Origin of the sequence: Pseudonocardia lutea (genome assembly GCF_042658055.1) — a bacterium.
Taxonomy (GTDB): Bacteria; Actinomycetota; Actinomycetes; order Mycobacteriales; family Pseudonocardiaceae; genus Pseudonocardia; species Pseudonocardia lutea.
In genome coordinates, this window is record NZ_JBHSQK010000033.1 from 14,072 (window position 1) to 39,650 (window position 25,579).

Annotated in this window: 25 protein-coding genes and 1 pseudogene; 14 read left to right on the forward strand and 12 right to left on the reverse strand. The window is 74.1% G+C overall.

The genetic code is table 11. The features are described from left to right. The first annotated feature begins 4 nt into the window (after positions 1-4). The 8 genes from ACFQH9_RS14580 to ACFQH9_RS14615 all read left to right on the forward strand — a co-directional run bounded on the left by ACFQH9_RS14580 (position 5) and on the right by ACFQH9_RS14615 (position 7,205). Complete coding sequence (locus ACFQH9_RS14580; RefSeq protein ID WP_379566609.1) at positions 5-538, forward strand: phosphatase domain-containing protein; 534 nt, start codon at positions 5-7, stop codon at positions 536-538. Between the two features lie 51 nt (positions 539-589). Then, a complete protein-coding gene (gene ispG / locus ACFQH9_RS14585) occupies positions 590-1,735 on the forward strand; it encodes a flavodoxin-dependent (E)-4-hydroxy-3-methylbut-2-enyl-diphosphate synthase (RefSeq protein WP_379566610.1) in 1,146 nt (381 codons plus the stop codon). A 100-nt stretch (positions 1,736-1,835) separates the two neighbouring features. Further along, positions 1,836-2,672, forward strand: coding sequence for a GNAT family N-acetyltransferase (locus ACFQH9_RS14590; protein ID WP_379566611.1), 837 nt, complete (start codon positions 1,836-1,838; stop codon positions 2,670-2,672). Positions 2,673-2,833: 161 nt separating this feature from the next. Next, entirely contained in the window at positions 2,834-4,654 is a 1,821-nt protein-coding gene (locus ACFQH9_RS14595) for a penicillin-binding transpeptidase domain-containing protein (protein WP_379566612.1), read from the forward strand. Positions 4,655-4,713: 59 nt separating this feature from the next. After that, positions 4,714-5,097, forward strand: coding sequence for a DUF3054 domain-containing protein (locus ACFQH9_RS14600; protein WP_379566613.1), 384 nt, complete (start codon positions 4,714-4,716; stop codon positions 5,095-5,097). A 63-nt stretch (positions 5,098-5,160) separates the two neighbouring features. Continuing rightward, on the forward strand, positions 5,161-6,012 hold the full coding sequence (map, locus tag ACFQH9_RS14605) for a type I methionyl aminopeptidase (RefSeq protein ID WP_379566614.1): 852 nt from the start codon (positions 5,161-5,163) through the stop codon (positions 6,010-6,012). 46 nt (positions 6,013-6,058) lie between these two features. Then, on the forward strand, positions 6,059-6,604 hold the full coding sequence (locus ACFQH9_RS14610) for a TIGR03086 family metal-binding protein (RefSeq protein ID WP_379566615.1): 546 nt from the start codon (positions 6,059-6,061) through the stop codon (positions 6,602-6,604). Positions 6,605-6,635: 31 nt separating this feature from the next. Further along, positions 6,636-7,205 (forward strand): pyridoxamine 5'-phosphate oxidase family protein, encoded by a 570-nt coding sequence (locus tag ACFQH9_RS14615; protein ID WP_379566616.1) that lies wholly within the window; start codon positions 6,636-6,638, stop codon positions 7,203-7,205. Between the two features lie 14 nt (positions 7,206-7,219). Here ACFQH9_RS14615 and ACFQH9_RS14620 read toward each other — a convergent pair whose 3' ends face one another. After that, the gene (locus tag ACFQH9_RS14620) at positions 7,220-7,927 is read right to left on the reverse strand and encodes an alpha/beta hydrolase (protein ID WP_379566617.1); all 708 of its coding nucleotides are present in this window, start codon (positions 7,925-7,927) and stop codon (positions 7,220-7,222) included. 149 nt (positions 7,928-8,076) lie between these two features. Here ACFQH9_RS14620 and ACFQH9_RS14625 point away from each other — a divergent pair, with 149 nt between their 5' ends. Beyond that, entirely contained in the window at positions 8,077-8,898 is an 822-nt protein-coding gene (locus ACFQH9_RS14625) for a lysophospholipid acyltransferase family protein (RefSeq protein ID WP_379566618.1), read from the forward strand. Between the two features lie 88 nt (positions 8,899-8,986). Here ACFQH9_RS14625 and ACFQH9_RS14630 read toward each other — a convergent pair whose 3' ends face one another. The 3 genes from ACFQH9_RS14630 to ACFQH9_RS14640 all read right to left on the reverse strand — a co-directional run bounded on the left by ACFQH9_RS14630 (position 8,987) and on the right by ACFQH9_RS14640 (position 13,027). Next, complete coding sequence (locus ACFQH9_RS14630; protein WP_379566619.1) at positions 8,987-10,426, reverse strand: MFS transporter; 1,440 nt, start codon at positions 10,424-10,426, stop codon at positions 8,987-8,989. A 154-nt stretch (positions 10,427-10,580) separates the two neighbouring features. Beyond that, positions 10,581-11,549: an acyl-CoA desaturase gene (locus ACFQH9_RS14635; RefSeq protein ID WP_379566620.1), complete on the reverse strand. Its 969-nt coding sequence runs from the start codon at positions 11,547-11,549 to the stop codon at positions 10,581-10,583. Positions 11,550-11,644: 95 nt separating this feature from the next. Continuing rightward, entirely contained in the window at positions 11,645-13,027 is a 1,383-nt protein-coding gene (locus ACFQH9_RS14640) for a mycothione reductase (RefSeq protein ID WP_379566621.1), read from the reverse strand. Positions 13,028-13,088: 61 nt separating this feature from the next. Between ACFQH9_RS14640 and ACFQH9_RS14645 the strand changes: the two genes are divergently transcribed. Beyond that, on the forward strand, positions 13,089-13,547 hold the full coding sequence (locus tag ACFQH9_RS14645; protein WP_379566622.1) for a GNAT family N-acetyltransferase: 459 nt from the start codon (positions 13,089-13,091) through the stop codon (positions 13,545-13,547). A gap of 128 nt (positions 13,548-13,675) precedes the next feature. Further along, positions 13,676-14,080: a LapA family protein gene (locus ACFQH9_RS14650; RefSeq protein ID WP_379566623.1), complete on the forward strand. Its 405-nt coding sequence runs from the start codon at positions 13,676-13,678 to the stop codon at positions 14,078-14,080. A 98-nt stretch (positions 14,081-14,178) separates the two neighbouring features. Here ACFQH9_RS14650 and ACFQH9_RS14655 read toward each other — a convergent pair whose 3' ends face one another. The 3 genes from ACFQH9_RS14655 to yaaA form a co-directional block, all read right to left on the reverse strand. Continuing rightward, on the reverse strand, positions 14,179-15,735 hold the full coding sequence (locus ACFQH9_RS14655) for a DEAD/DEAH box helicase (RefSeq protein ID WP_465269523.1): 1,557 nt from the start codon (positions 15,733-15,735) through the stop codon (positions 14,179-14,181). A 284-nt stretch (positions 15,736-16,019) separates the two neighbouring features. Then, a complete protein-coding gene (locus tag ACFQH9_RS14660) occupies positions 16,020-16,892 on the reverse strand; it encodes a serine protein kinase RIO (RefSeq protein ID WP_379566624.1) in 873 nt (290 codons plus the stop codon). Positions 16,893-17,548: 656 nt separating this feature from the next. Beyond that, positions 17,549-18,295, reverse strand: a complete 747-nt coding sequence (gene yaaA, locus ACFQH9_RS14665) for a peroxide stress protein YaaA (RefSeq protein ID WP_379566625.1) — start codon at positions 18,293-18,295, stop codon at positions 17,549-17,551. Positions 18,296-18,493: 198 nt separating this feature from the next. Here yaaA and ACFQH9_RS14670 point away from each other — a divergent pair, with 198 nt between their 5' ends. Both ACFQH9_RS14670 and metX read left to right on the forward strand, forming a co-directional pair. Then, on the forward strand, positions 18,494-19,804 hold the full coding sequence (locus ACFQH9_RS14670) for a bifunctional o-acetylhomoserine/o-acetylserine sulfhydrylase (RefSeq protein WP_379566626.1): 1,311 nt from the start codon (positions 18,494-18,496) through the stop codon (positions 19,802-19,804). Then, entirely contained in the window at positions 19,801-20,943 is a 1,143-nt protein-coding gene (gene metX / locus ACFQH9_RS14675) for a homoserine O-acetyltransferase MetX (protein ID WP_379566627.1), read from the forward strand. Before ACFQH9_RS14670 ends, metX begins: the two co-directional genes overlap by 4 nt. Here the strand turns inward: metX and ACFQH9_RS14680 are convergent. The 5 genes from ACFQH9_RS14680 to ACFQH9_RS14700 all read right to left on the reverse strand — a co-directional run bounded on the left by ACFQH9_RS14680 (position 20,924) and on the right by ACFQH9_RS14700 (position 24,952). Further along, positions 20,924-21,580 carry a Dph6-related ATP pyrophosphatase gene (locus tag ACFQH9_RS14680; protein ID WP_379566628.1) on the reverse strand — a complete coding sequence of 219 codons (657 nt, stop codon included), beginning with the start codon at positions 21,578-21,580 and terminating at the stop codon, positions 20,924-20,926. The two genes, metX and ACFQH9_RS14680, sit on opposite strands and share 20 nt — an antisense overlap. 4 nt (positions 21,581-21,584) lie before the next feature. Beyond that, on the reverse strand, positions 21,585-22,154 hold the full coding sequence (locus tag ACFQH9_RS14685) for a VldE C-terminal domain-containing protein (RefSeq protein ID WP_379566629.1): 570 nt from the start codon (positions 22,152-22,154) through the stop codon (positions 21,585-21,587). Between the two features lie 47 nt (positions 22,155-22,201). Next, complete coding sequence (locus ACFQH9_RS14690; protein ID WP_379566630.1) at positions 22,202-23,470, reverse strand: phosphodiester glycosidase family protein; 1,269 nt, start codon at positions 23,468-23,470, stop codon at positions 22,202-22,204. Between the two features lie 112 nt (positions 23,471-23,582). Further along, complete coding sequence (locus ACFQH9_RS14695; RefSeq protein WP_379566631.1) at positions 23,583-24,017, reverse strand: PPOX class F420-dependent oxidoreductase; 435 nt, start codon at positions 24,015-24,017, stop codon at positions 23,583-23,585. 95 nt (positions 24,018-24,112) lie between these two features. Further along, positions 24,113-24,952 carry a mycofactocin-coupled SDR family oxidoreductase gene (locus ACFQH9_RS14700; RefSeq protein WP_379566632.1) on the reverse strand — a complete coding sequence of 280 codons (840 nt, stop codon included), beginning with the start codon at positions 24,950-24,952 and terminating at the stop codon, positions 24,113-24,115. Positions 24,953-25,248: 296 nt separating this feature from the next. Between ACFQH9_RS14700 and ACFQH9_RS14705 the strand changes: the two are divergent. Beyond that, positions 25,249-25,566: pseudogene (locus tag ACFQH9_RS14705) on the forward strand (alpha/beta hydrolase fold domain-containing protein); the annotation flags it as partial. Positions 25,567-25,579: the final 13 nt, after the last annotated feature.

Here is a 25,579-nt window from a genome sequence, read left to right on the forward strand (position 1 = left end):
TGCCGTGACCCGGAACGGAGCCCGCCCCCGCGCCGACCGCGCCTCCGGCGCACACCTCTACGGCCGGCCCCTGGCCGTCTTCGACATCGACGGCGTCCTGGCCGACGTCACCCACCGGCTGCACCACCTGCGCGCCCGGCCGCAGCGCTGGGAGCGGTTCTTCGCGGCGGCGGACGTCGACCCGCTGCTGGAGGAGGGCGCGGAGCGGCTGCGGTCCGCCCAGTCCGACCACGACGTCGTCTACCTCACCGGGCGGCCCGAGCGGAACCGGCGGCTCACCGAGCGCTGGCTCGCCGAGCACGGCCTGCCGACGGGCCCGCTGTTCATGCGGGAGGACGACGACTACCGGCCGGCCCGCATGATGAAGCGCGAGGTGCTGCGCCTGCTCGCGGACCGGCGCGAGATCGCCTCCGTGATCGACGACGACCCCGCCGTCGTCCGGGTGCTGGAGGCGGACGGCTGGCCGGTCGAGCTGGCCACCTGGCTGCCGCACTCGTCGACCCTGCAGGACGCGCAGGAGAACAAGGGCCGCACCTGACGGACCCGGGTCACACGATCCGGGCGGCCGAACAGGCGCATACTGGGGATCGTGAGCGTCTCCCTGGGCATGCCCTCGACACCCGCTCCCACCCTGGCGCCGCGCCGACCGACGCGGCAGCTGATGGTCGGGTCCGTCGGGGTCGGCAGCGCGCACCCCATCTCGGTGCAGTCGATGACCACCACCCTCACCGCCGACGTCAACTCCACCCTGCAGCAGATCGCAGAGCTCACCGCCGCGGGCTGCGACATCGTGCGCGTCGCCTGCCCGAGCCAGGACGACGCCGACGCGCTGCCCGCGATCGCGCGCAAGGCGCAGATCCCGGTCATCGCCGACATCCACTTCCAGCCGAAGTACGTCTTCGCCGCGATCGAGGCCGGCTGCGCGGCCGTGCGCGTCAACCCGGGCAACATCCGCAAGTTCGACGACCAGGTCAAGGAGATCGCGCAGGCCGCGCGGGACCACGGCACCCCGATCCGGATCGGCGTCAACGCCGGCTCGCTGGACAAGCGGCTGCTGCAGAAGTACGGCAAGGCCACCCCGGAGGCGCTCGCCGAGTCGGCGATGTGGGAGGCGAGCCTGTTCGCCGAGCACGACTTCCACGACATCAAGATCTCGGTCAAGCACAACGACCCGGTCGTCATGGTCCGGGCCTACGAGCTGCTGGCCGAGCAGTGCGACTACCCGCTGCACCTCGGCGTCACCGAGGCGGGCCCGGAGTTCCAGGGCACGATCAAGTCCGCGGTGGCGTTCGGCGCGCTGCTCTCGCGCGGCATCGGGGACACCATCCGGGTGTCGCTGTCCGCGCCGCCGGTCCAGGAGGTCAAGGTCGGCCGGCAGATCCTCGAGTCGCTGAACCTCAAGCCGCGCCGGCTCGAGATCGTGTCGTGCCCCTCGTGCGGGCGTGCGCAGGTCGACGTCTACAAGCTGGCCGACGAGGTCACCGCCGGGCTCACCGGTATGGAGGTCCCGCTGCGCGTCGCCGTCATGGGCTGCGTCGTCAACGGCCCGGGCGAGGCCCGCGAGGCCGACCTCGGGGTGGCCTCCGGCAACGGCAAGGGCCAGATCTTCGTCAAGGGCGAGGTCATCAAGACCGTGCCGGAGCACGCGATCGTCGAGACCCTGATCGAGGAGGCGATGAAGATCGCCGAGACGATGGAGGAGGGCGCCGGCGAGCCGTCGGTGACCGTCGGGTGAGCGCCGGATGAACGTCCTGCGGGGCGGCGGCGACCGGGCCGGTGATCGGGCCGGTGATCCTGACGTAGGCAGCACGTCCCGCGTGTGGCACCGTAGAGGGGTGCTGAGGGTCGCCGGGGCTCGGTTGCTCGATGATCGGGACCGGGGGGCGGTCCGCGCTGCCCTGGAGGCGGATCCGGTGGCGTCGTGCATGGTCGCGGCGCGCGTGGAGGCCGCCGGCCTCGACCCCTGGCGCCTCGGCGGCGAGATCTGGGCCTCGGGCTCGCGGCTCGAGGGCCTGTGCTTCTCCGGCGCCAACCTCGTCCCGCTGCGCGGGCCGCGCGGGGCCATCCGTGCCTTCGCCGACCGCGCCCGCCGGCACGGCCGCTCCTGCTCGTCGCTCGTCGGCCGGGCCGAGCTCGTCCTGCCGCTGTGGGAGGAGCTCGCGCCGAGCTGGGCACCCGCCCGCGAGGTGCGCGCCGACCAGCCGCTGATGGTGCTCTCCGGCCCGCCGCGGATCGCGCCGGACCCGCAGGTCCGCCCCGTGCGGCCGGAGGAGATCGACCGGTACCTGCCGGCCGCGATCGCGATGTTCACCGAGGAGGTCGGGGTCGACCCCCGGGCCGGCGACGGCGGCGCGGGCTACCGCGCCCGGGTCTCCGAACTGATCTCCGCGGGCCGGGCGTTCGCCCGCTTCGACGAGAACGGCGAGGTCGTGTTCAAGGCCGAGATCGGCGCGATGTCGGCGCGGGTCGGGCAGATCCAGGGCGTGTGGGTGCACCCGGCGCGCCGCGGCGAGGGGCTGGGCACGCTCGGCACCGCCGCCGTCGTCGACAGGCTCACCGCGTTGGGCCGGGTCTCCAGCCTGTACGTCAACGGCTTCAACGCGCCGGCCCGCCGCACCTACGACCGGATCGGGTTCCAGCAGGTCGCGAGCTTCGCGACGGTCCTGTTCTAGCCGCCCGGCGCGTCGCGGAACCACGACGCGTCCTCGGCGCCGTTCTCCGTGCAGTGGGGAGCCACGACGCGATTGCGGCGGGTTTCTGTGCGCGTCGTGGCACCACAATGCCGGGGCGGGCCTCGGAAATCGCGTTCTGGATCCTCCTGCATACTCGTCCGGTGCCCCGACCCGCCCGGATCCCGGCCCTCCTGCTCGCCCTGGTGACGGTGCTCGCGACGGCCGGGTGCGGCCTGTTCGGCGACAGCGGCCCGCAGGACACCGTCGACGCCTACGTCCGGGCCTGGACCGGGGGCGACGACGCCGGGGCCGCCGCGCAGACGGACGACGCCGGGGCCGCCCGCGAGCTGCTCGGCTCGGTACGCACCGCGCTGAAGCCGGCCGCGCTCACCGCCGAGGTGGCGCAGGTCCGCACGGCGGGGGAGCGGTCGTCGGCGTCCGTGAACGTGAGCTGGGACCTCGGGCAGGACCGCCGCTGGAGCTATCTGACGCAGCTCGACCTGCAGCCCGCGCCGGACACGGAGACCGGCTGGCGCATCCACTGGGCGCCGGGCGCGGTGCACCCGGACCTGCAGGTCGGCCAGACCCTCGCGCTGCGCACGACCAGTCCCGACCCGGCCCCGGTCACCGACCGCACCGGCACCCCGCTGCTGGCGCCCACGACCGTCGTCACGATCCTGCTGGACCGCAAGGCGACCGGGGATCTCAACGCCGTCACGGGCACGCTCGCCCGGGCCCTCGGCCCGATCGACCGGGAGATCACCCAGCAGTCGATCACGGACGGCGCGGCCCGCACGCCGGACGGGCAGGCCTACACCGTCGCCGTGCTGCGCGAGGCCGACTACCAGACCGTCCGCGGGCAGATCTACGACCTGCCGGGCGTGCGGTTCACCTCGTCGTCGCGGCTGCTGGCCCCCGACGCCGACTTCGCCTCCCAGGTGCTGCCCGGCGTGCGGACCGAGGTGGCCGCGCAGGTCAACGGCACGAACGGCTGGTCGGTCGATGCCGTGGACAGCACCGGGGCCACGCAGAAGACACTGACCGAGCAGCTCGTCACGCCCGGCACCACGGCGCAGATCAGCCTGGACCGCACGATCCAGGCCGCCGCCGAGGACGCCGCGGACGCCCTGTCGCAGCAGGTCGCGATCGTGGCGATCCAGCCCTCGACCGGCGACATCCTGGCCGCCGCCCAGAACGGCCCCGCCGACCAGGCCGGCGCGATCTCGTTCACCGGCCGGTACCCGCCGGGCTCCACGTTCAAGATCGTGACGGCGAACGCCGCGCTGCAGACCCTCGGCGTCACGGCCACGACGCCCGAACCCTGCCCGGGCACGACGTCCCTCGGCGGGCGCGTGGTGCCGAACGAGGACGAGTTCGTGCTGGGCACGGTGCCCCTGAGCCAGGCCTTCGCCCGGTCCTGCAACACCACCTTCGCGACCCTCGCCTCGCAGCTCGCCCCCGAGGCGCTGCCCACCGCCGGCCTGCAGCTCGGGTTCGGGGCGGACTACACCGTGCCCGGGCTGACCACCGTGACCGGCAACGTCCCGCCGGCCGCGGACCTGGTCCAGCGGGCCGAGGACGGCTTCGGTCAGGGGCTGGTCGTCGCCACCCCCTTCGGGATGGCCCTGGTCGCGGCGACGGTCGCGCACGGCGCCCCGGTCGTCCCGCAGCTGATCCGCGGCCGGCCCACGGCGACCGTCACCGCGGCGACGAACCCCGATCCCGCCGCGCTCGAGCAGCTGCGCCCGATGATGCGGCAGGTCGTCACGGAGGGCACCGCCACCGCGCTGCGCGGGTCCGGCGAGGTGTACGGCAAGACGGGCACCGCCGAGTACAGCCAGAACGGGACGAACCGGGCGCACGGGTGGTTCGTCGGCTACCGCGGCGACCTCGCCTTCGCAGTGCTCGTGGTCGACGGCGGCTCCTCCGGCCCGGCGGTCGGCATCGCCCAGCGCTTCCTGGCGGGGCTCAGCGGGTCGTGATCGCACGCGCCGCCCCGGCACGAGGGCGGCCTCCCGTAGTACGGGCGTACTCTCGACCCGTGCGTCGTCCCCGCATCCCCGTCCTCGCCCTCGCCGCCGATGCCGTCGCCGTCCTGGTGTTCGCCGCGATCGGGCGCGCGAGCCACGAGGAGGCGGGCAGCGTCGTCGGGCTGCTCGGCACCGCGGCCCCGTTCCTGGTCGGTACGGTCGCGGCGTGGGCCACGCCGTGGGTCCGGGCGCACCCCGTCGGGTTCAGGGCGGGCGGGTTGGTCCTCGCCGGCACCGCGGTCCTCGGTCTGCTCCTGCGCGCCGCGTTCACCGGTCGGCTCCCCGTGAGCTTCGCGATCGTCGCCACCGTCTCGCTGGCGGTGTTCCTGCTGGGCTGGCGGGGGATCGCCGCGCTCACCTCCCACCTCTCCCGGCGCCGCACCTCCGTCCGCTGACCCCGGTGCGACCTGCGTCGCCGTGAGCGGAAGGCACCCGGGCCCCCGGGCTACAGTCGAGGTGTGACCGCAGTTCTCGTTCCCGGCGCACCGACCCCGATCCGTGACGTCCCCGCGCACATCCCGCGGCCGGAGTACGTCGGGAAGAAGGCGCCGTCGCCGAACCGGGACTCGGACGTCCAGACCCCGGAGACCATCGAGGCGATGCGGGTGGCGAGCCGGATCGCGGCGCAGGCGCTGCAGGCGGGCGGCGAGGCCGTGCGGCCGGGCGTCACCACGGACGAGGTCGACCGGGTGGTCCACGAGTTCCTGGTCGACCACGACGCCTACCCCTCGACGCTGGGCTACCGCGGCTTCCCGAAGTCCTGCTGCACCAGCCTGAACGAGGTCATCTGCCACGGGATCCCCGACACCACGGTGATCGACGACGGCGACATCGTGAACATCGACGTCACCGCCTTCATCGGCGGCGTGCACGGCGACACGAACGCCACCTTCCTCGCCGGCGACGTCGCCGAGGAGGACCGGCTCCTGGTCGAGCGCACCCACGAGGCGACCATGCGCGCCATCAGGGCGGTGCGCCCGGGCCGCGAGCTCAACGTCGTCGGCCGGGTCATCGAGTCCTACGCCAGGCGGTTCGGCTACGGCGTGGTCCGCGACTTCACCGGGCACGGCATCGGCCGCTCCTTCCACAGCGGCCTGGTGGTGCTGCACTACGACCAGCCCGACGTGCACACCGTCCTCGAGCCCGGCATGACCTTCACGATCGAGCCGATGATCACCCTCGGCACGATCGACTACGACATCTGGGACGACGGCTGGACCGTGGTCACCAAGGACCGGAGGAAGACCGCGCAGTTCGAGCACACCGTGCTCGTCACGGCCGACGGCGTCGAGATCCTCACCCTGCCCTGACGCGTTTCTCCTACCCCGGCGACCGGCGCACTGCCACGCTGGGCCCATGACGGAGATCTCGGAGCGCTACGCCCGGCACGCCGACGCCTTCGCCGCCACGATCGCCGCCGTCCCGGCGGACCGGTGGTCCGCGCCGTCGCCGTGCGAGGGGTGGACCGCGGCGGACGTCGTGTCGCACGTCGTCGAGGTCCACCGGATGTTCCTGGGCCTGGTGGGCCGCACCCCCGAACCCGGCCCCGAGGGACACGCCGAGGCGTTCGCGCACGTCAGGAAGATCGTGCAGGCCGACCTCGAGGACCCGGAGCGGGCCGGCGCGACCTACGAGGGCATGTTCGGCACCCAGACCTTCGAGGGGTCGGTCGACGGCTTCGTGACCCTCGACCTCGTCGTGCACCGCTGGGACCTGGGCCGGGCCGCGGGCCTCGACGTCACCGTCCCGGAGGACGAGTTCCCGCGGATCGCGGCCGTGCTGGAGAGGATGCCCGAGAAGGTCCGCGAGGCCGGGACGGTGTTCGGACCGGCGCTCACCCCGCCGCCCGGCGCCGACGCGCACACCCGCCTGCTCGCCGAGATCGGCCGGAAAGCCTGGTGAGCGGAGGACCTGCAGGACCTACGCTCGATCCGTGAGCACGGTCTACGACGGCATCACGCCGAAGCTCTGGGAGTGGCTGGAGCAGCAGCCGGTCTTCTTCGTCGGCACGGCGCCGCTGGCCGGGGACGGGCTGGTGAACGTCTCGCCCAAGGGCACGCGCGGCACGTTCCGCATCCTCGACGCCCACACGGTCGCCTACCTCGACCTCACCGGCAGCGGCATCGAGACCGTGGCCCACGTGCGGGAGAACGGCCGGATCTGCCTGACGTTCTGCGCGTTCGAGGGCCGCCCGACGATCGTGCGGTTGCACGGCACCGGGCGGGTCGTGGCCGTCGGCGAGCCCGGGTTCGAGGAGGCCGTGGCGGAGTTCGGGGAGGCCGGCACGAGCCGGTTGCACGGTGCCCGCTCGGTCGTCACGGTCGATCTCACCCGCGTGTCCGACTCGTGCGGGTTCGCGGTGCCGCGCATGGAGCTGGTCGAGGAGCGGCAGATCCTGGACAAGGCCCTGGCGAAGAAGTCGCCCGAGCAGCTGGTGGAGTACCACCGCACCCGCAACGACGTCAGCCTGGACGGGTTGCCCGGCCTGGTCACCCCGGGCTGATCGGCGCGGCCGGGTCAGCGGACCCCCGACAGAGGAACCTGGAGCCCACCCGGGGTGGGCCGGCGCATGGCGTGCGCGATCGCCGGGTCCTCCGGTGCGAACCCGAGCTCGCCGCGCACGAAGCGGGTCACGAGGGCGTGCCACTCCCGCGCGCGGCGGAGCATCGCGTGGCCGTCGCCGAGGACGTCGAACCGCGCGACCCGGTCGGTGACCCGGCGCGCGCGGACGGCGTACGCCAGCGACTCCCGGGGGTCCGTCGTGCGCTCGCGGTCGCCGTGCGCGATCAGCACGCTGCGGCCGGCGAGCTGGTCGACCGGGTCGGTGCCGTCGAGCCAGGGGGCCAGCGCGGCGACCGCCCGGACGTCGGGCGCCCCGGCGGCGTGCAGCACGGCGCGACCGCCCATCGAGTGCCCGACGAGCGCCGTCGGCACACCGGGACGGCGGCGGTGCAGCTCGGCGAGCATCTCCTCGGCGTCCCGGGCGGCGTCGCGCGCCGAGCCGTTCCAGCCGCGCAGCCGGTAGCGCAGCATGAGGACGGCCAGCCCGTCGGTCCGCGCGAGTGCGCGGGCGAAGGGGACCATCCGCCAGTAGGGCAGTCCGCGCCGGTCGGCGGAGGTGGTCGCGTTGGCGCCGCCCCCGTGCGCGACGACGACCAGCGCGGCCGGCCGCGCGGGCCGCGGTCCCACCGGCTCCAGCCGGGGCAGGCTCTCGGGCACGTCCACCTCACCTCGGTAGTTTCCCCGGTCCCGGCGGGACCGGACGCATGATGTGCTGAGGACAGGTCACACCGGGGGATCATCGCCCGACCCGGGCCGCGCCGCCCGCCCGCCGTGGGCGAGGATCGGGGGGACCGCCGATCGATGGAGGAGACGTGACGAGTGCCGCGCCGGACCTGCCGCCGCCGCTGACCGCCCGCCGGCGCGTGCTGCTGACCCTGCGCCGACGACGTCGGGGCTCGGGCTTCTGGTTCGGCCTGGCCATCGAGTTGATCTGGCCGTTCGTCATGCTCTTCACGAAGCTCGGCTGGTCGGGCGGGGAGCGGATCCCGCGCACCGGCGGGGTGCTGATCGCGGCCAACCACGTGTCGTCGTCCGACCCCCTCTTCGACACGGCCTTCGTCATCTCGCACCGGCGGATGCCGCGGTTCCTGGCCAAGTCGGAGCTCTGGGAGGTCCCGATCGTGCGCTCGGTCCTCGGCAAGGGCGGCCACATCCCGGTCTACCGGCAGTCCGCGCGGGCCACGGACGCCTACAAGGAGGCCGTCGCGGCGCTCGAGCGCGGCGAGGTCGTCGTGTTCTACCCGGAGGGCACCTACACCGCCGACCCGGCGGGCTGGCCGATGAAGGCCAAGAACGGCATCGGGCGGATCGCGGTGATGACCGGGGTGCCGGTGATCCCGCTGGCGAACTGGGGGACGCAGGACTTCCTGCCGCGCGACGGGAGGCCGTCGCTGTGGCCGCGGAAGCGGGTGAGCGTGGTGGCGGGCCCGCCCGTCGACCTGTCCGCCTACGTCGGCAAGCCCCGGACCAGGACCAACCTCGACGGTGCCACCGCAGCGATCATGTCCGCGGTCACCGAGCTGGTGGGGAAGGTGCGGGGGGAGACGCCGCCCGCGGAGCCCTACGACCCCGCGAGCGCCCCCACCCCCGCCGGCCCTCCGGAGCCGGTCGCGGAGCCGCCCGCGGCGAGCTGAGGGCGCCGGTGGTCGCCCGGATGCGGTCCCCGACGGCCCGCGCTGCGGTCGACGGTCTCCTTCGGGCGGATCGGCCGCGGCCCGGCGCTCAGGCCGGCGTCTGCTGCGCCGAGATGATCCGCTCGGCCTCCTCCCGGCTCGTGGCGGCCGGCGGGGAGCCCCACATGCGTCGGCCGTTCGGCTCCTGCAGGAACCAGAGCGAAGCCATGCCGATGCCCCCCGCGATGATCAGGTAGTAGGCCGGCCAGTTCAGGTCGCCGGTCACCGCGACCAGCGCGCCGACCACCAGGGAGGTGGTGCCGGCGAACGCGGAGACCGACACGTTGAAGGCGATCGAGAGGCCGCCGCCGCGGACCTCGGTCGGGAACAGCGAGGGCAGCGTCGACGGCATCGTCGCGCTGAAGCAGATCAGCAACAGGCCCATGACCATCAGGCCGAGGAAGACGCCCACCGTGGTCTCGGTCCGGACCAGGAGGATCATCGGCAGGCCCAGCACGACCAGCCCGATCGAGCCCACCCAGGCGATCGGCTTGCGCCCGACCCGGTCCGAGAGCCTGCCGATGAGCGGGATGAGGACCAGCGCGACCACCATCACCGCGATCTGCACCACCTGCGAGGTGGTCGTGGTGTCGGTGGTGGAGCCCTGCAGCTTCGGCATGGTCTCGGTGACGTAGGTCGGCATGTACGAGGTGAGCATGTAGTTGGTGACGTTCCAGACCAGCACCAGGCCCATGCAGACCAGCAGGAACGGCCACAGCGCGAGCAGGGTCCGGGTCTCGTGCGGGTGCAGGTGCCGGTGCGCCTTCTCCCGCTCCTCGACCTCGTGCTCCAGCGCGACGAAGGCGGGGGTGTCGGCCAGCCGGGCGCGCATGTACACGCCGACGAGGCCGAGCGGCAGCGCCACGAAGAACGGGATCCGCCAGCCCCAGGACAGCAGCTGGTCCTGGGTCAGGGCTGCGTCCGCCACCGTCACCACGACGGCGCCGAGCAGGTAGCCGCAGAACGTCCCGAACTCGAGCCAGCTCCCCAGGAAGCCGCGGCGGCGGTCCGGGGCGTACTCGGCGATGAACGTCATGGCGTTGCCGTACTCGCCGCCGGTGGAGAACCCCTGCACGAGCCGGGCCAGCAGCAGCAGGACCGGCGCCCAGATCCCGATGCTGCGTTCGCTCGGGATGCAGCCGATGGCGAAGGTGCCCAGCGCCATCAGCACCATCGTCGTGGCCAGCACCCGGTTGCGCCCGATCCGGTCCGCCAGCGGGCCGAAGAACAGCCCGCCCAGCGGCCGGATCAGGAACGCCACGGCGAACAGTCCGAATGTCGCAATGGTGCCGACGCTTTCGCTGAGGCCGGAGAAGAACACCTTTCTGATGGTCGGCTCGAAGTAGGCGTAGACCCCGAAGTCGTACCACTCGGTGACGTTGCCGATCGCCGCGGCACCGATGGCCCTGCGGATCACCCCGGGCTCGGTGACGAGGACTTCCTCCAGCTTCCAGGTCCTCGGCGATTCAGGGGGAACCAGCGCGGCCATGGGTCAGCCTCCTCGCGCCCGAATGAGAACCGCAGACTTTACCCGCGCGGGCGTCCGGCCGCTCAATGACGGCTTCGGTCCCGAAACGCCCCGAATTGCGCCGAATCGCCCGGGATCGCCACGACTCGTTCGGAAGCGCGCGCCGAGGCGTCGGTCAGGCGGCGGCGGGATCCTTGGCGAGGCGGTCGAGGCGCTTCGTGGTGGGCCAGCGGACCGCGGTGGCCCGGCCCAGCTTCTCGAAGGCTTGGATGGTGATCGCGGAGAGGTCGATCTGGCCCTTGCGGACGCCGTGCCGGGCGCAGGTGGGGTCGGCGTGGTGCAGGTTGTGCCAGGACTCGCCGAAGGAGAACACGGCCAGCCACCACACGTTGGCGGAGCGGTCCCGGGCGGCGAACGGGCGCTCGCCCCACATATGGCAGATCGAGTTGATCGACCAGGTGACGTGGTGCAGCAGCGCCACCCGCACCAGCCCGCCCCAGAACAGCGCGGTGAGCGCGCCCCACCACGACCAGGTCAGCAGCCCGCCGAGCAGCGCGGGGACCAGCAGGGTCAGCGCGCTCCAGAGGCCGAACAGCGAGTCGATCCGGCGCAGGTCCCCGTCGGCCAGCAGGTCCGGGGTGAAACGCTCCTCGTTGGTGAGGTCGCGGTCGAACAGCCAGCCGGTGTGCGAGTGCCAGAAGCCCTTGGCCAGCGCGCGGGTCGACGTGCCGAAGAGCCAGGGGGAGTGCGGGTCGCCCTCCTTGTCGGAGAAGGCGTGGTGCCGGCGGTGGTCGGCCACCCATTTGATCACCGGGCCCTGCATGGCGAGGCTGCCGGCCAGCGCCAGCCCGATCTTGAGACCGCGGGTGGCCTTGAACGAGCCGTGCGTGAAGTAGCGGTGGTACCCGACGGTGATGCCCAGCCCGCTGATCACGTAGAACACGGCGCCGATGACGACGTCCGCCCAGCCGAGGAACCCGACGGTCACCGCCAGCGGGATCGCGGCCAGCAGCGCGATCAGCGGCGTGAGGACGAAGACGTAGACCCCGACCTGCTGGGGGAGGCCGCGCGTCCCGGCGAGGACGGGCTTCGCCCCGGGACGGGTCTCGGGCTGCGTCTGCTCGGGCTGTGCGGCCAGGGTCATGCGGGTACCTCGTGTGTCGGTCTGCGGCCGGACCGGAGCCCGGCGCGGGTGATCGGCCTTCTCAGGGTAAGGGTGGCCTCAGCGGATCGGCGAGATCAGATGTCGAGGCCGAGGAGTGCGTTCTCCACCACCTCCGGCAGCGCCGGGTGGATCCAGTACTGTCCGGTCGCCATCTCGCGGGCGTGCAGCCCGAAGGCCATCGCCTGGATCAGCGGCTGGATCAACGACGACGCCTCGGGGCCCATCAGGTGCGCGCCGAGCAGACGGCCGGTGCCCCGCTCCGCGATGATCTTGCAGATGCTGGTGGTGTCCTCCATGGCCCAGCCGAAGGCGACGTCGCCGTACCGCTGGACCTTGGTCACGTAGTCGATGCCGGCCAGGCGGCACTGCTCCTCGGTCTTGCCGACGCTGGCGACCTGCGGGTCGGTGAACACCGCCGAGGGGACGAAGCGGTGGTCGATCTCGATCAGGTCGTCGGGGTGCAGGAGGTTGTGCCCCACGACCTTCGCCTCGCGGTTGGCGACGTGCTTGAGCTGCCAGGGCGAGCTGACGTCGCCCAGCGCCCACACCCCCTCCGCGCTGGTGCGCTGGAAGCGGTCGACCTCGATCCGGCCGTCCGAGTGCGTGCCGATCCCGGCCGCCCCGAGGTTCAGCCGGTCGCCGTTGGGGACGCGGCCCGCGGCGACCAGGACGACGTCCGCCTCGAGCGTCTCCCCGTCGTCGAGCTCCAGGACGACCCCGGCCGCGGTCCGCTCGGCCGACCGCACCTGGGTGCTGAGCTTGACGTCGACGCGCGACCCCCGCACCGCGAGGTCGGTGTAGGCCTTCGAGATGGTCTCGTCGTGCGACTTGAGCAGCCGGCTGCCGCGCACGACCAGGGTGACGGTGCTGCCGAGCGCGGAGAAGACGTGCGCGAACTCGGCCGCGATGTAGCCCCCGCCGATCACCGCGAGCCGCCGCGGCAGCTCGTCCATCCGCATGACGGTGTCGGAGGTCTCGTACGGGATCCCCGACTTCGCGACCACCGTCGGGATCATGGGGCGCCCGCCCGCCGCGACGACGACCTGGTCCGCGGTCAGCTCGTCCGCCCCGGACCCGTCCGTGCGCTCGACGCGCAGGGTCCGCGGCCCGGTGAAGGAGGCGTGCCCGAAGTACACCGTGACGTTGGGGCTGCGCCGGACCCGGTACTCCCGGCCGCCGGCCGAGATCGGGTCGATGCGGCCGAACACCCGGTCGCGGATGTCGCTCCAGCGGATCTTCTCGATGCTGGCGTCGACGCCGTACTTGGCGGCCCGCCGGACGTGCTCGGCGACGTCGGCCGCGTACACGTACATCTTGGTCGGGATGCACCCGACGTTGAGGCAGGTGCCGCCGAACACGCCGTGCTCGACGAGGGCCACGTCCTTGTCCGCGTACCGCTCGTCGAGGAACGTGTTGCCCGAACCGGTACCGATGACGACGAGATCGTGGTGGCGCACGGGACGAGGCTAATCGCCCGCGGCGGCGTCGGCTCGACCGGAAGTCTGGTAGGCACGGGCCATGACCGAGACCGCCGCGACCCTCCGCCGATCCTGGGCCCTCGACCTCGACGCCGCCACCCTCTACGAGCTGCTCCGGCTGCGCGTCGACGTCTTCGTCGTCGAGCAGGCCTGCCCCTACGGAGAGCTCGACGGGCGGGACCTCGAGGCGCGCGCCCGGCACTACTGGCTGACCGGGCACGGCGACCCGGCCGCGGTCCTGGGGACCCTGCGGCTGCTCAAGGAGCCCGACGGCGGCTACCGGATCGGCCGGCTGTGCACGGCCAAGACCGCGCGCGGGCGGGGGCTGGGCAAGCAGTTGATGGACGCGGCGATGGCCGAGGTCGGCGACGGGGCGTGCGTGCTCGACGCGCAGGAGCACCTCGCCGACTTCTACCGCGCGTACGGCTTCGAGGCGACCGGCCCCGCCTACGACTGGGACGGGGTCGCGCACCTGCCCATGCGGCGCGAGGCGCGCTGAGCGCGGGCGCCCCCTCGCGGTCACGGACCCGTCACGGTGACCCGACGATCCCGGCGGACCGGACGCGCCTGCGGGATACTCCGGGCACCCGGACGGACGCCGGGAAGCGCGGCTGGCGGAGGAGAGCGATGACCGACGAGCAGGCCCGGCCGGCCGGAACCGGGCCGTCCACCCGGGAGGGGTCCGCCCTGCCGGGGCAGGCGCCGGACCCGGACGCCACCGTGGCCGTGCCGACCGACGGCCCTTCCGCGCCGCCGCGTTCGCCCCGGCGTGCCGGGCCCGGCCACACCCGCACCGGCGGGATGTGGGTCGGGCTGATCCTCTCCGCGATCGTCCTGCTGTTCCTGCTGGTCTTCATCCTGCAGAACCTGGACCCGGTGCAGATCCACTTCCTCGGCGCCGCGGGCACCCTGCCCACCGGTGTCGCCCTGCTCCTCGCGGCGATCGCCGGGGTGCTCCTGGTCGCGATCCCGGGCAGCGCGCGGATCGTCCAGCTCCGCCGCGCGGCGAAGAAGGGACGCCGGGCGGTCTGAGCGCGAGGGGCCGGTCCTCCGAGGTTCAGGATTCTCGTCCGGGCAGCGGAGGCGTCGGTTCCCGAGGCCTCCCTGCCCGGACGGGGATCATGCCGCGGTCAGGCGGCGGTGCGGGGGCTCCCGCCGCGCCCACCCCGCCGACCGCGGGACCGCTGGCCGCCGGACCGGCCGTCCGACGGGGCCTGCGCCCGACCGGCGCCCGGGCGCTGCTCGCCGCCGCGTTGGCGGCGACGCCGTCCGGTGCCGGCGGCCGGCTGCTGCTGCGGGGGCTTCGGCGCCTCGACGGGGACGCCGCTGGGCCGGCGCGCCCCGGTGACCTCGATCAGCGAGGCGGAGCCGGGGGCCGCGTCGGCCACGTCCGGGCTCACGCCGGCCTGCCTCATCAGGGTGTCGACGTCCCGCCGCTCCTCGGCGGTGACCAGCGTGACCACCACGCCGGACTCGCCGCCGCGGGCGGTCCGCCCGGCGCGGTGCAGGTAGTCCTTCGGGTCGCCCGGCCGGTCGACGTGCACGACGAGGCTGACGTCGTCGACGTGGATCCCGCGCGCGGCGACGTCCGTGGCCACCAGCACCGGGATGCTGCCGTCCTTGAACGCGTCGATGGCACGGTTGCGGGCGTTCTGCGCCTTGCCGCCGTGCAGCGCGCTGGCCTGCACGCCCTCGCGGCGCAGCTGCTTCACCACGCGGTCGGCCCCGTGCTTGGTGCGCACGAAGAAGATCGTGCGCCCCTCTCGGGCGGCGATCTCGTGCACGATCCGGTTCTTGTCGGCGTGCTCGACCAGGAACAGGTGGTGGTCCATGGTCTCGACCGGCGCGGCGGCGGGCGCGACGGCGCGGGTGACCGGGTCGTGCAGGTACCGCTCGACCAACGTGGAGACCTCGTTGTCGAGGGTGGCGGAGAACAGCAGCCGCTGGCCGTCGACCGGGGTGCGGTCGAGGATCCGTCGCACCTGCGGCAGGAAGCCCATGTCCGACATGCGGTCCGCCTCGTCGATCGCGGTGATCTCGACGGCGGACAGGTCGCAGGTGCCCTCGTTCAGGTGGTCGGTGAGCCGGCCGGGCGTGGCGACGAGCAGGTCGACGCCGCGGGCGAGGGTGTCGATCTGCCGGTTCATCGACAGCCCGCCCACGACGACGGCCTGTCGCAGGTGCAGCGCCCTGGCGAACGGCTCCACGGCGTCGACGACCTGCTGCGCGAGCTCGCGGGTCGGCACCAGGACCAGCCCGCGCGGGCGGCGGGCCTGGGCGCGGCCGCCGGCGAGGCGCGCGACGAGCGCGAGGCCGAAGGCGAGGGTCTTGCCGGAGCCGGTCTGGCCGCGGCCGAGCAGGTCCCGGCCGCGCAGCGTCTCCGGCAGGGTAGCGGCCTGGATCGGGCGGGGCTCGGTGAAGCCCTCCGCGGTCAGGGCGCGCAGCACCGGCTCGGGCAGGCCGAGCTCGGCGAAGGTGGGCAGGCCCGACTCCGGGGCGGTCCAGAGGACCTCCTCGGGCAGGACGGGCTTCAGGGCCGCGCGGGCCGGGCGCTGCTGCGGGGCGCCGGACCGGCGTCGACGCGGTCGGCTGCCCTCCGCGCCGTACGCGGTGTACTGGTTCGCGCTCCGCTGGCGCTCACCACGGGGCTGGTGCGCGCGGGCAGGGCGGCGGGACGGACTGGTCACTGGACCTCCGGGACGTCGGCGCGTCACACGGAGCGGCACGGGCGGCGATGCGCGGCCGGCACGGGACGGGCCCGGGCGCGAAAGGGGAGCGCCCGACGGGTACGTGCAGGGCGCCGAGGATCAACGCCTCGGTCCACCCTACCGGGCCGGCAACCCGCGCCGGCGGGCCGGCGACGTGATCTCGCGCTCCCCGCCGAGGACCAGGGGGTGGAGGAGCCAACGGCACTCTCGCTCGGTCGGTGTGAGCGAGAGTGCCGTTGGTGCCGGTGGTGTCGGTCGTTCGCTCAGCCCAGACCGGCCTCCGCGACCAGCTCGTGGAAGAGCTGCTCGCCGGGGTCGCCGGGCAGGCCGCGGGCGGTGAACCACTCCGCGACCCGCCGGACGTCGCGGACCAGGAAGTCCGCGCCGTGCGGGTTCCCGACCAGGTCGACGACCTGCGGCAGGTCGATCAGCACCAGCCGGCCGTGGTCGACCAGCAGGTTGTAGGCGGACAGGTCGCCGTGCGCCCAGCCGTGCCGGGCCAGCCCGCGCAGGGCCGCGACCAGCTGCGCCCACAGCTCGGCCAGCTCGGGGCCGGACGGGCGGAGCTCAGCCAGCCGGGGCGCGGCCCGCGTCCCGTCGCCGACGAACTCGAGCAGCAGCTCGGTGCCGTCGAGCTGGACGGGGTAGGGGACCGGCAGCCCGGCGGACCACAGCGTGGACAGCGCCGCGAACTCCGCGGCCGCCCACTGCCCGGACAGCAGCTCGCGGCCGAACGCGGTCCGGTTCGTCATCGCCCGCATCTCCCGGGAGCGGCGCACGCGGCGCCCCTCCTGGTAGCCGGCGTCGCGGTGGAACATCCGGTGCTCGGCGGTGCGGTACCGCTTGGCGGCCATCAGCACCCCGGGCGAGCCGGGGACCCCGCGCTCGACCAGGTGGACGTCGGCCTCCTTGCCGGTCTTGAGCACGCCCAGCTCGGTGTCGACCGCGCCGTGCGCGGTCTCCACCCAGGCCGGACGGGGCTCGGGGCCGTGCCGGGCGCCGGTCCAGGTCGACCAGCGGTCGCCCGCGGGCGGGAGGTCGGGGTCCTCGTGCAGGTGCACGGGGTGGGGGACGTTCCCGGGGACGTACTCGTCGTCGTCGAAGCGGCGACGGCGCTTGGGCATGCGCTCGCGCATGGGAAGGGTTCTCCTGACGTGGGGCGGACACCCCACGCCGGCGACCCCTGTGGGCCTCAGCGCGGGGTGCGGTGGCCGGAGGGCGCGCCGGGGCGCGCCGCCACCCGGGCGGCGGTCGTCACGGGGCACCTCCTGCGCCTTCACGTCGGACGGTGAGAGGGTCGCGTACACGGTGGGGCCGGCTCAACCGGTTTTCCGCGTTCCCCGTGCTGCCCACGCCTCGCGCAGCACCTGCCCGGCCTGCTCCGGCCCGCGGCGAGCAGCCCAGCGGATGGCCGGTGCGGGGGTCGCGGCGGTGCTGCTGCGCGACTCGCCGACCATGATCACGGCTTCAGGACGGGAACGGTCGGTTTTCGACGTTCCCGCTCCACTATCGGCGATCATGGCTCCGAGCTCGGCTTGCGGATCGGCGGGGCGAGGGGGCCCCGGAGCCGGAGGGCTCGCTGTTCCGGACCCGGGGCCTGAGTGGGCCTGCCTTCCGGAACTGCCGGTCCGGGCTACTGAAACCGGCCGAGTCGCGCGACCCGGACTGCCGGCCCGGGCTACCGAAACTGCCGACTCGCGCGACCAGGACTGCCGACTCGCGCGCCTGAAACTGCCGACTCGCGCGCCTGAAACTGCCGACTCGCGCGCCTGAAACTGCCGACTCGCGGGGGTCAGGTAGGGATGACCAGGTCGAGGTGGTTACCGGAGCGCTCCACCACGTGGCCGGCGCGGCGGGCGATGCGCGCGACCCCCGCCGCGTCGGCCGGCTCCGCGCGGGTGGAGACGAGCAGCCGCGCCAGCCCGCCCTTGTGCGACTTGTTGTGGTGGCTCACCACCGAGCGCGTGCCGTCCGGGCGCTCGGCCAGCACGTTCACCGTGACCGCACCCGGGACCCGCGCCAGCTGCGCGTAGGCGCCCGACCGCAGGTCCACCACGAGCTGCTCCGCGGCCAGCCGCGCGAGCACCGGCTCCAGCACCGGCTTCCACCGTGCCGCCAGCGTGCCGCTGCCGGGCAGCGCCGACCCCGCGGACAGCCGGTACGCCGGGATCGGGTCGCCGGCGTGGACCAGCCCGAACAGCGCCGAGCCGACCGCCAGCCGTTCCCGCGCCCGGCCCGCGGCGGCCCCGCGCAGCGACCCGACGTCGAGCGCGTCGTAGAGCACCCCGGTGTACCGGGTGATCGCCGGGGAGGTGGGGGAGGTCCACAGCGCCGCGTTGCGTTCGATCTCGTCGAGCCGGCGCTCCGACAGGCCGAGCGCCGCCCGGCAGGCCGCGACGTCGTCGGAAAGCTCCACCAGCTCGTCGACCAGCGCCTTGCGCACCGGGTCGAGCTCGGGGTGACGCAGCGCCGCGAGGTCCAGCGGCGGCCCGTCGCCCCCGGTCCGCTTGGTCTCCGACGGGGGCAGCAGGACGAGCACGACAGGCAGGGTAGTGAGCCACCCGGACCGGTGTTGTGCGGGTATGACGACCCGGTTACGGTCGCTCCCGTGATCCGCCTCGTGGCCCGTCGCCATGTCGACTTCATGCGTGTGACCAGCGCGGCCTGTCGCCCGCGCGGCTGAATCCCCGTCCCCTCACGCGTAGCCCCCGAAGATCACCCCCCAGGAGACCCTCGCATGCCCGAGAACGACCCCACCGCCGCCTGGTCCTTCGAGACCAAGCAGGTCCACGCCGGCGCCTCCGCCGACCCGACCACCGGTGCCCGGGCCACCCCGATCTACCAGACGACGTCGTACACCTTCCGCGACACCGACCACGCCGCGGCGCTGTTCGGCCTCGCCGAGCTGGGCAACATCTACACCCGGATCATGAACCCGACCCAGGACGTCCTGGAGCAGCGGATCGCCGCGCTCGAGGGCGGCATCGGGGCCGTGGCGGTCGCCTCCGGGCAGGCCGCGCAGACGCTCGCCATCCTCAACATCGCGCAGGCCGGGGACCACTTCGTGTCCAGCGCCTCGCTCTACGGCGGCACGTACAACCTGTTCCACTACACGCTGCCGAAGCTCGGCATCGACGTCACGTTCGTCGAGGACCCGGACAACCTCGAGGAGTGGCGTGCCGCGGTGCGCCCCAACACGAAGGCCTTCTACGCCGAGACGATCGGCAACCCGCGCAGCAACGTGCTGGACATCCGGGCCGTCGCGGACCTCGCCCACGAGGCCGGCGTGCCGCTGATCGTCGACAACACCGTGCCCACGCCGTACCTGGTCCGCCCGTTCGAGCACGGCGCGGACATCGTGGTGCACTCGGCCACCAAGTTCCTCGGCGGGCACGGCACGAGCATCGGCGGCGTGGTCGTCGACTCGGGCAACTTCGACTGGGGCGCCCAGGCCGACAGGTTCCCGGGCCTGACCACCCCGGACCCGAGCTACCACGGCCTCAACTACTGGGAGGCGCTCGGCCCGCAGTCCTTCCTGATCAAGTTCCGGGTGCAGCTGCTGCGCGACCTCGGCCCGGCGATCGCCCCGCTGAACTCGTTCCTGCTGATCCAGGGCGTCGAGACGCTGTCGCTGCGGATCGAGCGGCACGTGCAGAACGCCCTCGCGGTGGCCGAGTGGCTGGAGCAGCGCGACGAGGTGGAGAAGGTCTACTACGCCGCGCTGCCGTCGAGCCCGTGGCACGCGCTGCAGCAGAAGTACCTGCCGAAGGGCGCGGGCGCCGTGGTGGCGTTCGACATCCGCGGCGGCGTGGAGGCGGGCAAGAAGTTCGTCGACGCGCTGGAGCTGCACAGCCACCTGGCCAACATCGGCGACGTCCGCAGCCTGGTGATCCACCCGGCGTCCACCACCCACAGCCAGCTCTCCGGCGAGGAGCAGCTGTCCACGGGCGTCGGCCCGGGCCTCATCCGGCTGTCGGTGGGCCTGGAGGGCATCGAGGACATCAAGGCCGACCTCGACGCCGGGTTCCGGGCCGCCAAGAGCGCGTGACGACCACGGATCCGGAGACTCTGCTCCCTCCCGCCACCGGTGCGTGGCGGGAGGGGGCGGACCCCGGGCGGCGCCGCTTCCTGGACCTCCCCGCCCCGTTGCCGCTCGAGGCCGGCGGCGAGCTCCCGGGCGTCCGGCTCGCCTACGAGACCTGGGGCGAGCTCGACGCCGCCGGGTCCAACGCCGTGCTGGTCCTGCACGCCCTCACCGGGGACTCGCACGTCACCGGTCCGGCCGGGCCGGGGCACCCGACCGCCGGCTGGTGGGACGGGCTGATCGGGCCGGGCCGCCCGCTGGACACCGACCGGTACTTCGTGGTGGCGCCGAACGTCGTCGGCGGCTGCCAGGGCACGACCGGACCGGCGTCGCCGGCCCCGGACGGGCGGCCCTGGGGCAGCCGGTTCCCGCTCGTCACGGCCCGCGACACCGTCCGCTCGGAGGTCGCGCTGGCCGACGCGCTGGGCGTGGGCACGTGGGCGTTGGTCGTCGGCGGGTCGATGGGCGGCATGCGCGCGCTCGAGTGGGCGGCGACCGAGCCGGACCGTGTCGCGCGGCTGATGCTGCTCGCCTCGCCCGCGGCGGCCTCGGCCGACCAGATCGGCTGGGCCGCCCCGCAGCTCGCCGCGATCCGCGCCGACCCCGGCTGGCACGGCGGCGACTACCACCACCTCCCGGCCGGATCGGGACCGCACGCGGGCCTGGGCGTCGCCCGGCGGATCGCGCACCTGAGCTACCGCAGCGGCGTCGAGCTGGCCACCCGGTTCGGCCGCGAGCCGCAGACCGGCGAGGACCCCTTCCACGGCGGCCGCTACGCCGTCGAGTCCTACCTGGACCACCACGCCGCGAAGCTGGTGCACCGCTTCGACGCCGGCTCCTACGTGCGGCTCACCGAGCTGATGAACGCCCACGACGTCGGGCGCGGGCGCGGGGGCACGGCCGCCGCGCTGGCCCGGGTCGGCGCCCGCACCACCGTCGTCGGGATCAGCTCGGACCGGCTCTACCCCGTCCCGCAGCAGGAGGAGCTGGCCGCGGGCATCCCCGACGCCGAGCTGCGGGTGATCGAGTCCCCGTACGGGCACGACGGCTTCCTCATCGAGTCCGCGGACGTCGGCGGGCTGGTCACGGAGCTGCTGGGCTGATCGCCGGCGCGAGCTCGGCGACCACCATCCCGTCCCGCTCCCCGACGCCCGTGACCCTGACCGGCACGGGCGCGCGGAAGCCCGGGCCGTCGGTGACGAAGGTGTGGAACTCGCCGTTCTCCCCGCACCGGTCCGCGGCCTCGGGCAGGGCGGCGAGGAACTCCTCGTCGAACGGGTGCCCGGCCAGTCCGGCGGGCACCCGCACGGGGTCCACCGAGACGACGACGGCGCGCAGCCCCGCCGCGATCATGTCCCGGGCCAGCGGGCCGGTCGGCCTGCCCCACAACGGGAACTCGGGCGCGAGGCCGGTGCCGGCCAGCGTGCGCTCGCGGTAGGCGCGGATGTCGGCGAGGTGGAGGTCGCCGTAGACGACGGTGTCCGCGCCGGCCGCGTGCGCGGCGGCGAGCGCGGCACCGGTCCGCCGCTCGTACTCGGCGTTCGGGCAGGGCCAGGGCAGCTCGACGACGTGCAGCGGCAGACCCAGCGCGGCCGCCTGCGCCTCGACCAGCTGCCGCGGCACCCCGTGGACCGGGACCCGGCCGGCGGAGACCGTGGTGAGAAGGCCGGTGACGTCCGGCCGCAGCCCGAGCGCGTAGGCGGAGTCCTTCCCGCAGGACCAGCTCAGCCAGGCGGTCACCCGGCTACCGTCGCACGGACACGTGCACGTGGTCGAAGTGGCCGCCGGTGGCGTCCGCGGGGTCGTACACGCCGCCGCCGTCGTACGGGCGGCCCCACCCGTCCTCGTCGGGGAACAGCGCGCTGCGGTACCAGATCCGCCCCTGCCAGATCACGTACCGGACGTCGAGCTCGTCGGCGTGGTCCCGCACCCAGTTCGCGACCGCCCACCCGGTCTCCAGCTCGGTGCCCTCCGGGAAGGTGCCGGCACGCGTGGGGAAGAAGTCGCAGGCCCGGCCCTGCGGGTGGTCGCTCGAGGGGTTCCACTCGTGCGGGCTCCAGCACGTGGTGCCCCGCAGCCGGTCGCCGAACTCGGCCACGGCCCGCTCGTGCAGGGCGAGCGCGGCCGGGGTCAGGCAGCCCTCGCTCGTCGGGTCGTCGACGACGCAGCCGGGGGACGGCTCGGGTGCGACCCGGTCCCGGACCCGGTCCGCCACGTCGAACCGCACCACCGCGACGAGGGCGACCGCAGCGAGGGCGAGCGCGAGCAGGGCGGCGATCGCGCGACCTGTGCGGGCACGGCGGGTGCGGGGCACGCGGGCTCCTCGGTCCGGAACGTCGGGTACCGAGGCTACCCGGCGGGCTACCCCGAGTAGACGCCGATCCCGTTGGGCACCAGGCGGGGCGAGGGGTCGGACGGGTCGTTGACGATCGTCGTCGCGGGTGCGCCGCCGTCGCGGTAGGCGAGGGTGGAGGAACCGCCGCCGTCGAGGTTGACGGCGTCGTCCAGGCCCAGCTCGCGCAGCAGGTTCGAGAACTGCAGCAGGGTCGCGCCGACGCTGTCGGACTGCCGGCCGTCGACGGTCACCAGGAGCATCCGGCGCCCGTCGGCGGTCGCGCCGGCGCCGCTGCGCGGGGCGCGGGCGCGGTCGTCGAGCCGCTCGGTGGGGGCGCCGTCGCGCAGGATCGGGCTGCCGCCGACCGCCATCCGCGGGGCGACCCCGCTGGCCGGCACCAACGCGTAGTCCACGCTCACCCGGTCGCCGACCTTCAGGCCGCGCAGCGCCACGGCCCCCTGCTCGCGCCCGACGAGCGCGGTCTCCTCCGGGGGCAGCCGGCCCGGCCCGGGCGCGCGGACCGCCGTGACGGTCCCGTCGCGGACCACGACCTCGACGGTGTCGGCCGCGCACGGGGCGTCGCGGTCGGTGTCGGAACCGCAGAGGGTGCGGGCGCGGTCGACCTCGCCCCAGTCGGCGGTGAACACCCCGATCCCGCCGACGGGCACCGCGTGCTGGTTGAGCGCGACGATCGGCAGGGTGTCCTGTTCCGTCCGCGGCCCGGCGTAGGACACCCGCTCGATCCCGGTGCGGCGCACCTCGCCGCGCAGCGGCAGCCGGTCGACGCGGGCGACGCCGTCCGTCCCGACCGCGAACACGTAGTCCATCTCGGCGCCCGGCACCGCCGGGGCGGCGCGGCGGCCCTGCGGCACGGCGGCCTTGAGGAACCGGCCGTCCTGCACCGCCGGGCCGGCGGGTGCACTGGTCCGGCCGATGTCGAAGAAGTCGCCGTTGATCCCGGCGACGGCGCCGCTGCCGTCGGCCATGCCCTTGACCGGCGCGCGGGCCGCGACGGCGCCGGGGGTGAGCAGGTCGGCCCGAACACCCGGCACCGTCAGGTCGACCTCCACGACGTCGGCCATGACGTTGCCGGCCGCGGTGGTCGTGGTGACGTCCCGGTGCGTGACGCCCGGGGCGACCTCGACCGCCGCACCGACCGACTCGACGATCCGCTCGGGCCGGTCCGGAGGCGGCGGGAGCGGCTCGGCGCTCGCGGCCGGCGCCAGCAGCACCAGCCCGGCACCGACCGTGACCAGTGCTCGCCCGACCGTGGTCGACAGGATCCCCATCCGCATGGCCGCTCCCCCCGCAGACCGTGTTCCGGGGGAATGCGACCACGAAGAGCGAGGAGATCCGAGGGAGCGACACGCAGTTCACTCCGAAGTGGAGGAAAGCTCCCGTGTCGGGTTACCGGATCCGCGCGCCGTAGACCTTCTCGACGGTCAGGGCCATCAGTACCCGCCGGTCGTGGACCATGGCCTTGCGGTACTCCGCCCAGTCCGGGTGCTCGCCGGCCGCGGCCCGGTAGTAGTCGACCAGCGCCTGCACCTCCGGCCCGTCCGGGTCGGTGCCGGGCCCGGTCAGCGTGGCCGTGCCCTCGGCGGTGGCCCACGCCCAGCCGTCGGAGCTGGTCACCTCGAGGGCCGCCCGCGGGTCGCGCCGCAGGTTCGCGGTCTTGGCACGCCCCTCGGTCATCGACACGTAGACGACCCCCGCGTCCCGGTCGTAGAACGGGGTGACGGGGGAGAGCTGCGGCCTGCCGTCCTTCTTGAGGGTGGCGAGCACGCCGAGCCGGCTCTCGGCGAGCAGCGCGTGCGGGTCGAATCCTGTGGCCTCGGTCATGTCGAGCCCAACCCCGGCCGCGCCCGCCCCATTCCGCCGTGCGCGGGACGGGAGGCCCCAGCACCACGTCCCGCGCACGGATGGCGACGCCGCACCTACACCTTCTCGAGGAACCCGAGGTCGACGGCGAGGGTCTGGCCGGTGACGTAGCGGGACTCGTCGGAGGCCAGCCACAGGACGGCGTTGGAGATGTCGCGCGCCTCCACCCAGGGGTGCGGCATCGTGTGCAGGGCCTGGAAGGCCTCGCCGTACCGCTCCCGGGTCAGCTCCTCGGGCTTCGCGTCCGGCAGGAAGAGCTTGTACATCGCCTCGTTCTGGATCATGTCGGTGTCGACGGCGGTCGGGTGGACCGTGTTGCACCGGATCCCGTACTGCGAGACCTCCTGCACCATCGTCCGCATGATCCCGACGACGCCGTGCTTGGCCGCCGTGTAGTGGGCCATGTTGCCGAAGCCGCGGAGCCCGGCCGTGGAGCTGGTCAGCACGAGGGAGCCGCCCCGACCGCGCTCGATCATCGACGGCAGCACCGCCTTGAGGGTCTTCCACACGCCGGTGACGTTGACCGCGAGCATGTCGTCCCACATCTCGTCGGTCATCTCCCACGTCGGGGCGTAGCTGAAGATGCCCGCGTTGGCGCACACGACGTCGATGTGGCCGAACTCCGACAGGCCCGCCTGCACCGCGGCGTCGAGCGCGCCCGAGTCCCGGACGTCGGCCTCGCGGGTGAGGACCCGGCGGTCCAGCTCCTCGATCAGCTTGGCCGTCTGGGCGAGGTCCTCCGGGACGGACATGCCGTACGGCACGGTGTCGATCTGCGCGCAGAGGTCGACGGCGACGATCTCCGCGCCCTCCTCGGCCAGCCGCAGCGCGTGCGAGCGGCCCTGCCCGCGCGCCGCCCCGGTGACCAGCGCGACCTTGCCGTCCATCCGTCCCATGGGTGCACCACCGTCCGTTCGTCCCGACGGACCGGCCACGCCGCCGGTCCCGCTCCCGACGCTAGGCAGCCGGGTGGGCGGTGCGGAGGTCTCACTCTGAGACCGGCCATCTCGGAAGTGAGACCTCCGGGCCGGGCCGCGGACTGGTGACCTTCGACGGGCGGGCGGCGTGGCCCGCCACGGCGTGAGGAGGACGGATGGTCTCGGCACGGGTGAACGAGCTGGCCGCGGCGGCCTACGCGGGTTGGCTGCGGGAGGACGCGACGCTCGAGGAGATGCGGACGGGCTTCGACGGCATGTGCCCGGAGCCGGCCGCCGACGCCACGCTGACCGAGGGCGTGGTCGGCGGGGTGCGCGGCATCTGGGTGGAGGTCCCCGGGAGCGCCGGGGCGACCGTCCTGCACTTCCACGCCGGCGGCTACCTGATCGGCTCGCCGACCAGCCACCGCGACCTCGCGGCCCGGATCGCCCGGGCCGCCGGGGCGCGCGTCTTCCTCGCCGACTACCGGCTCGCCCCGGAGCACGCCTTCCCGGCCGCGTACGACGACGGGGTCGCCGCCTACCGCGGGATGCTCGCCGACGGCGTCGACCCGGCCTCGCTCGTGGTGGGCGGCGACTCGGCCGGCG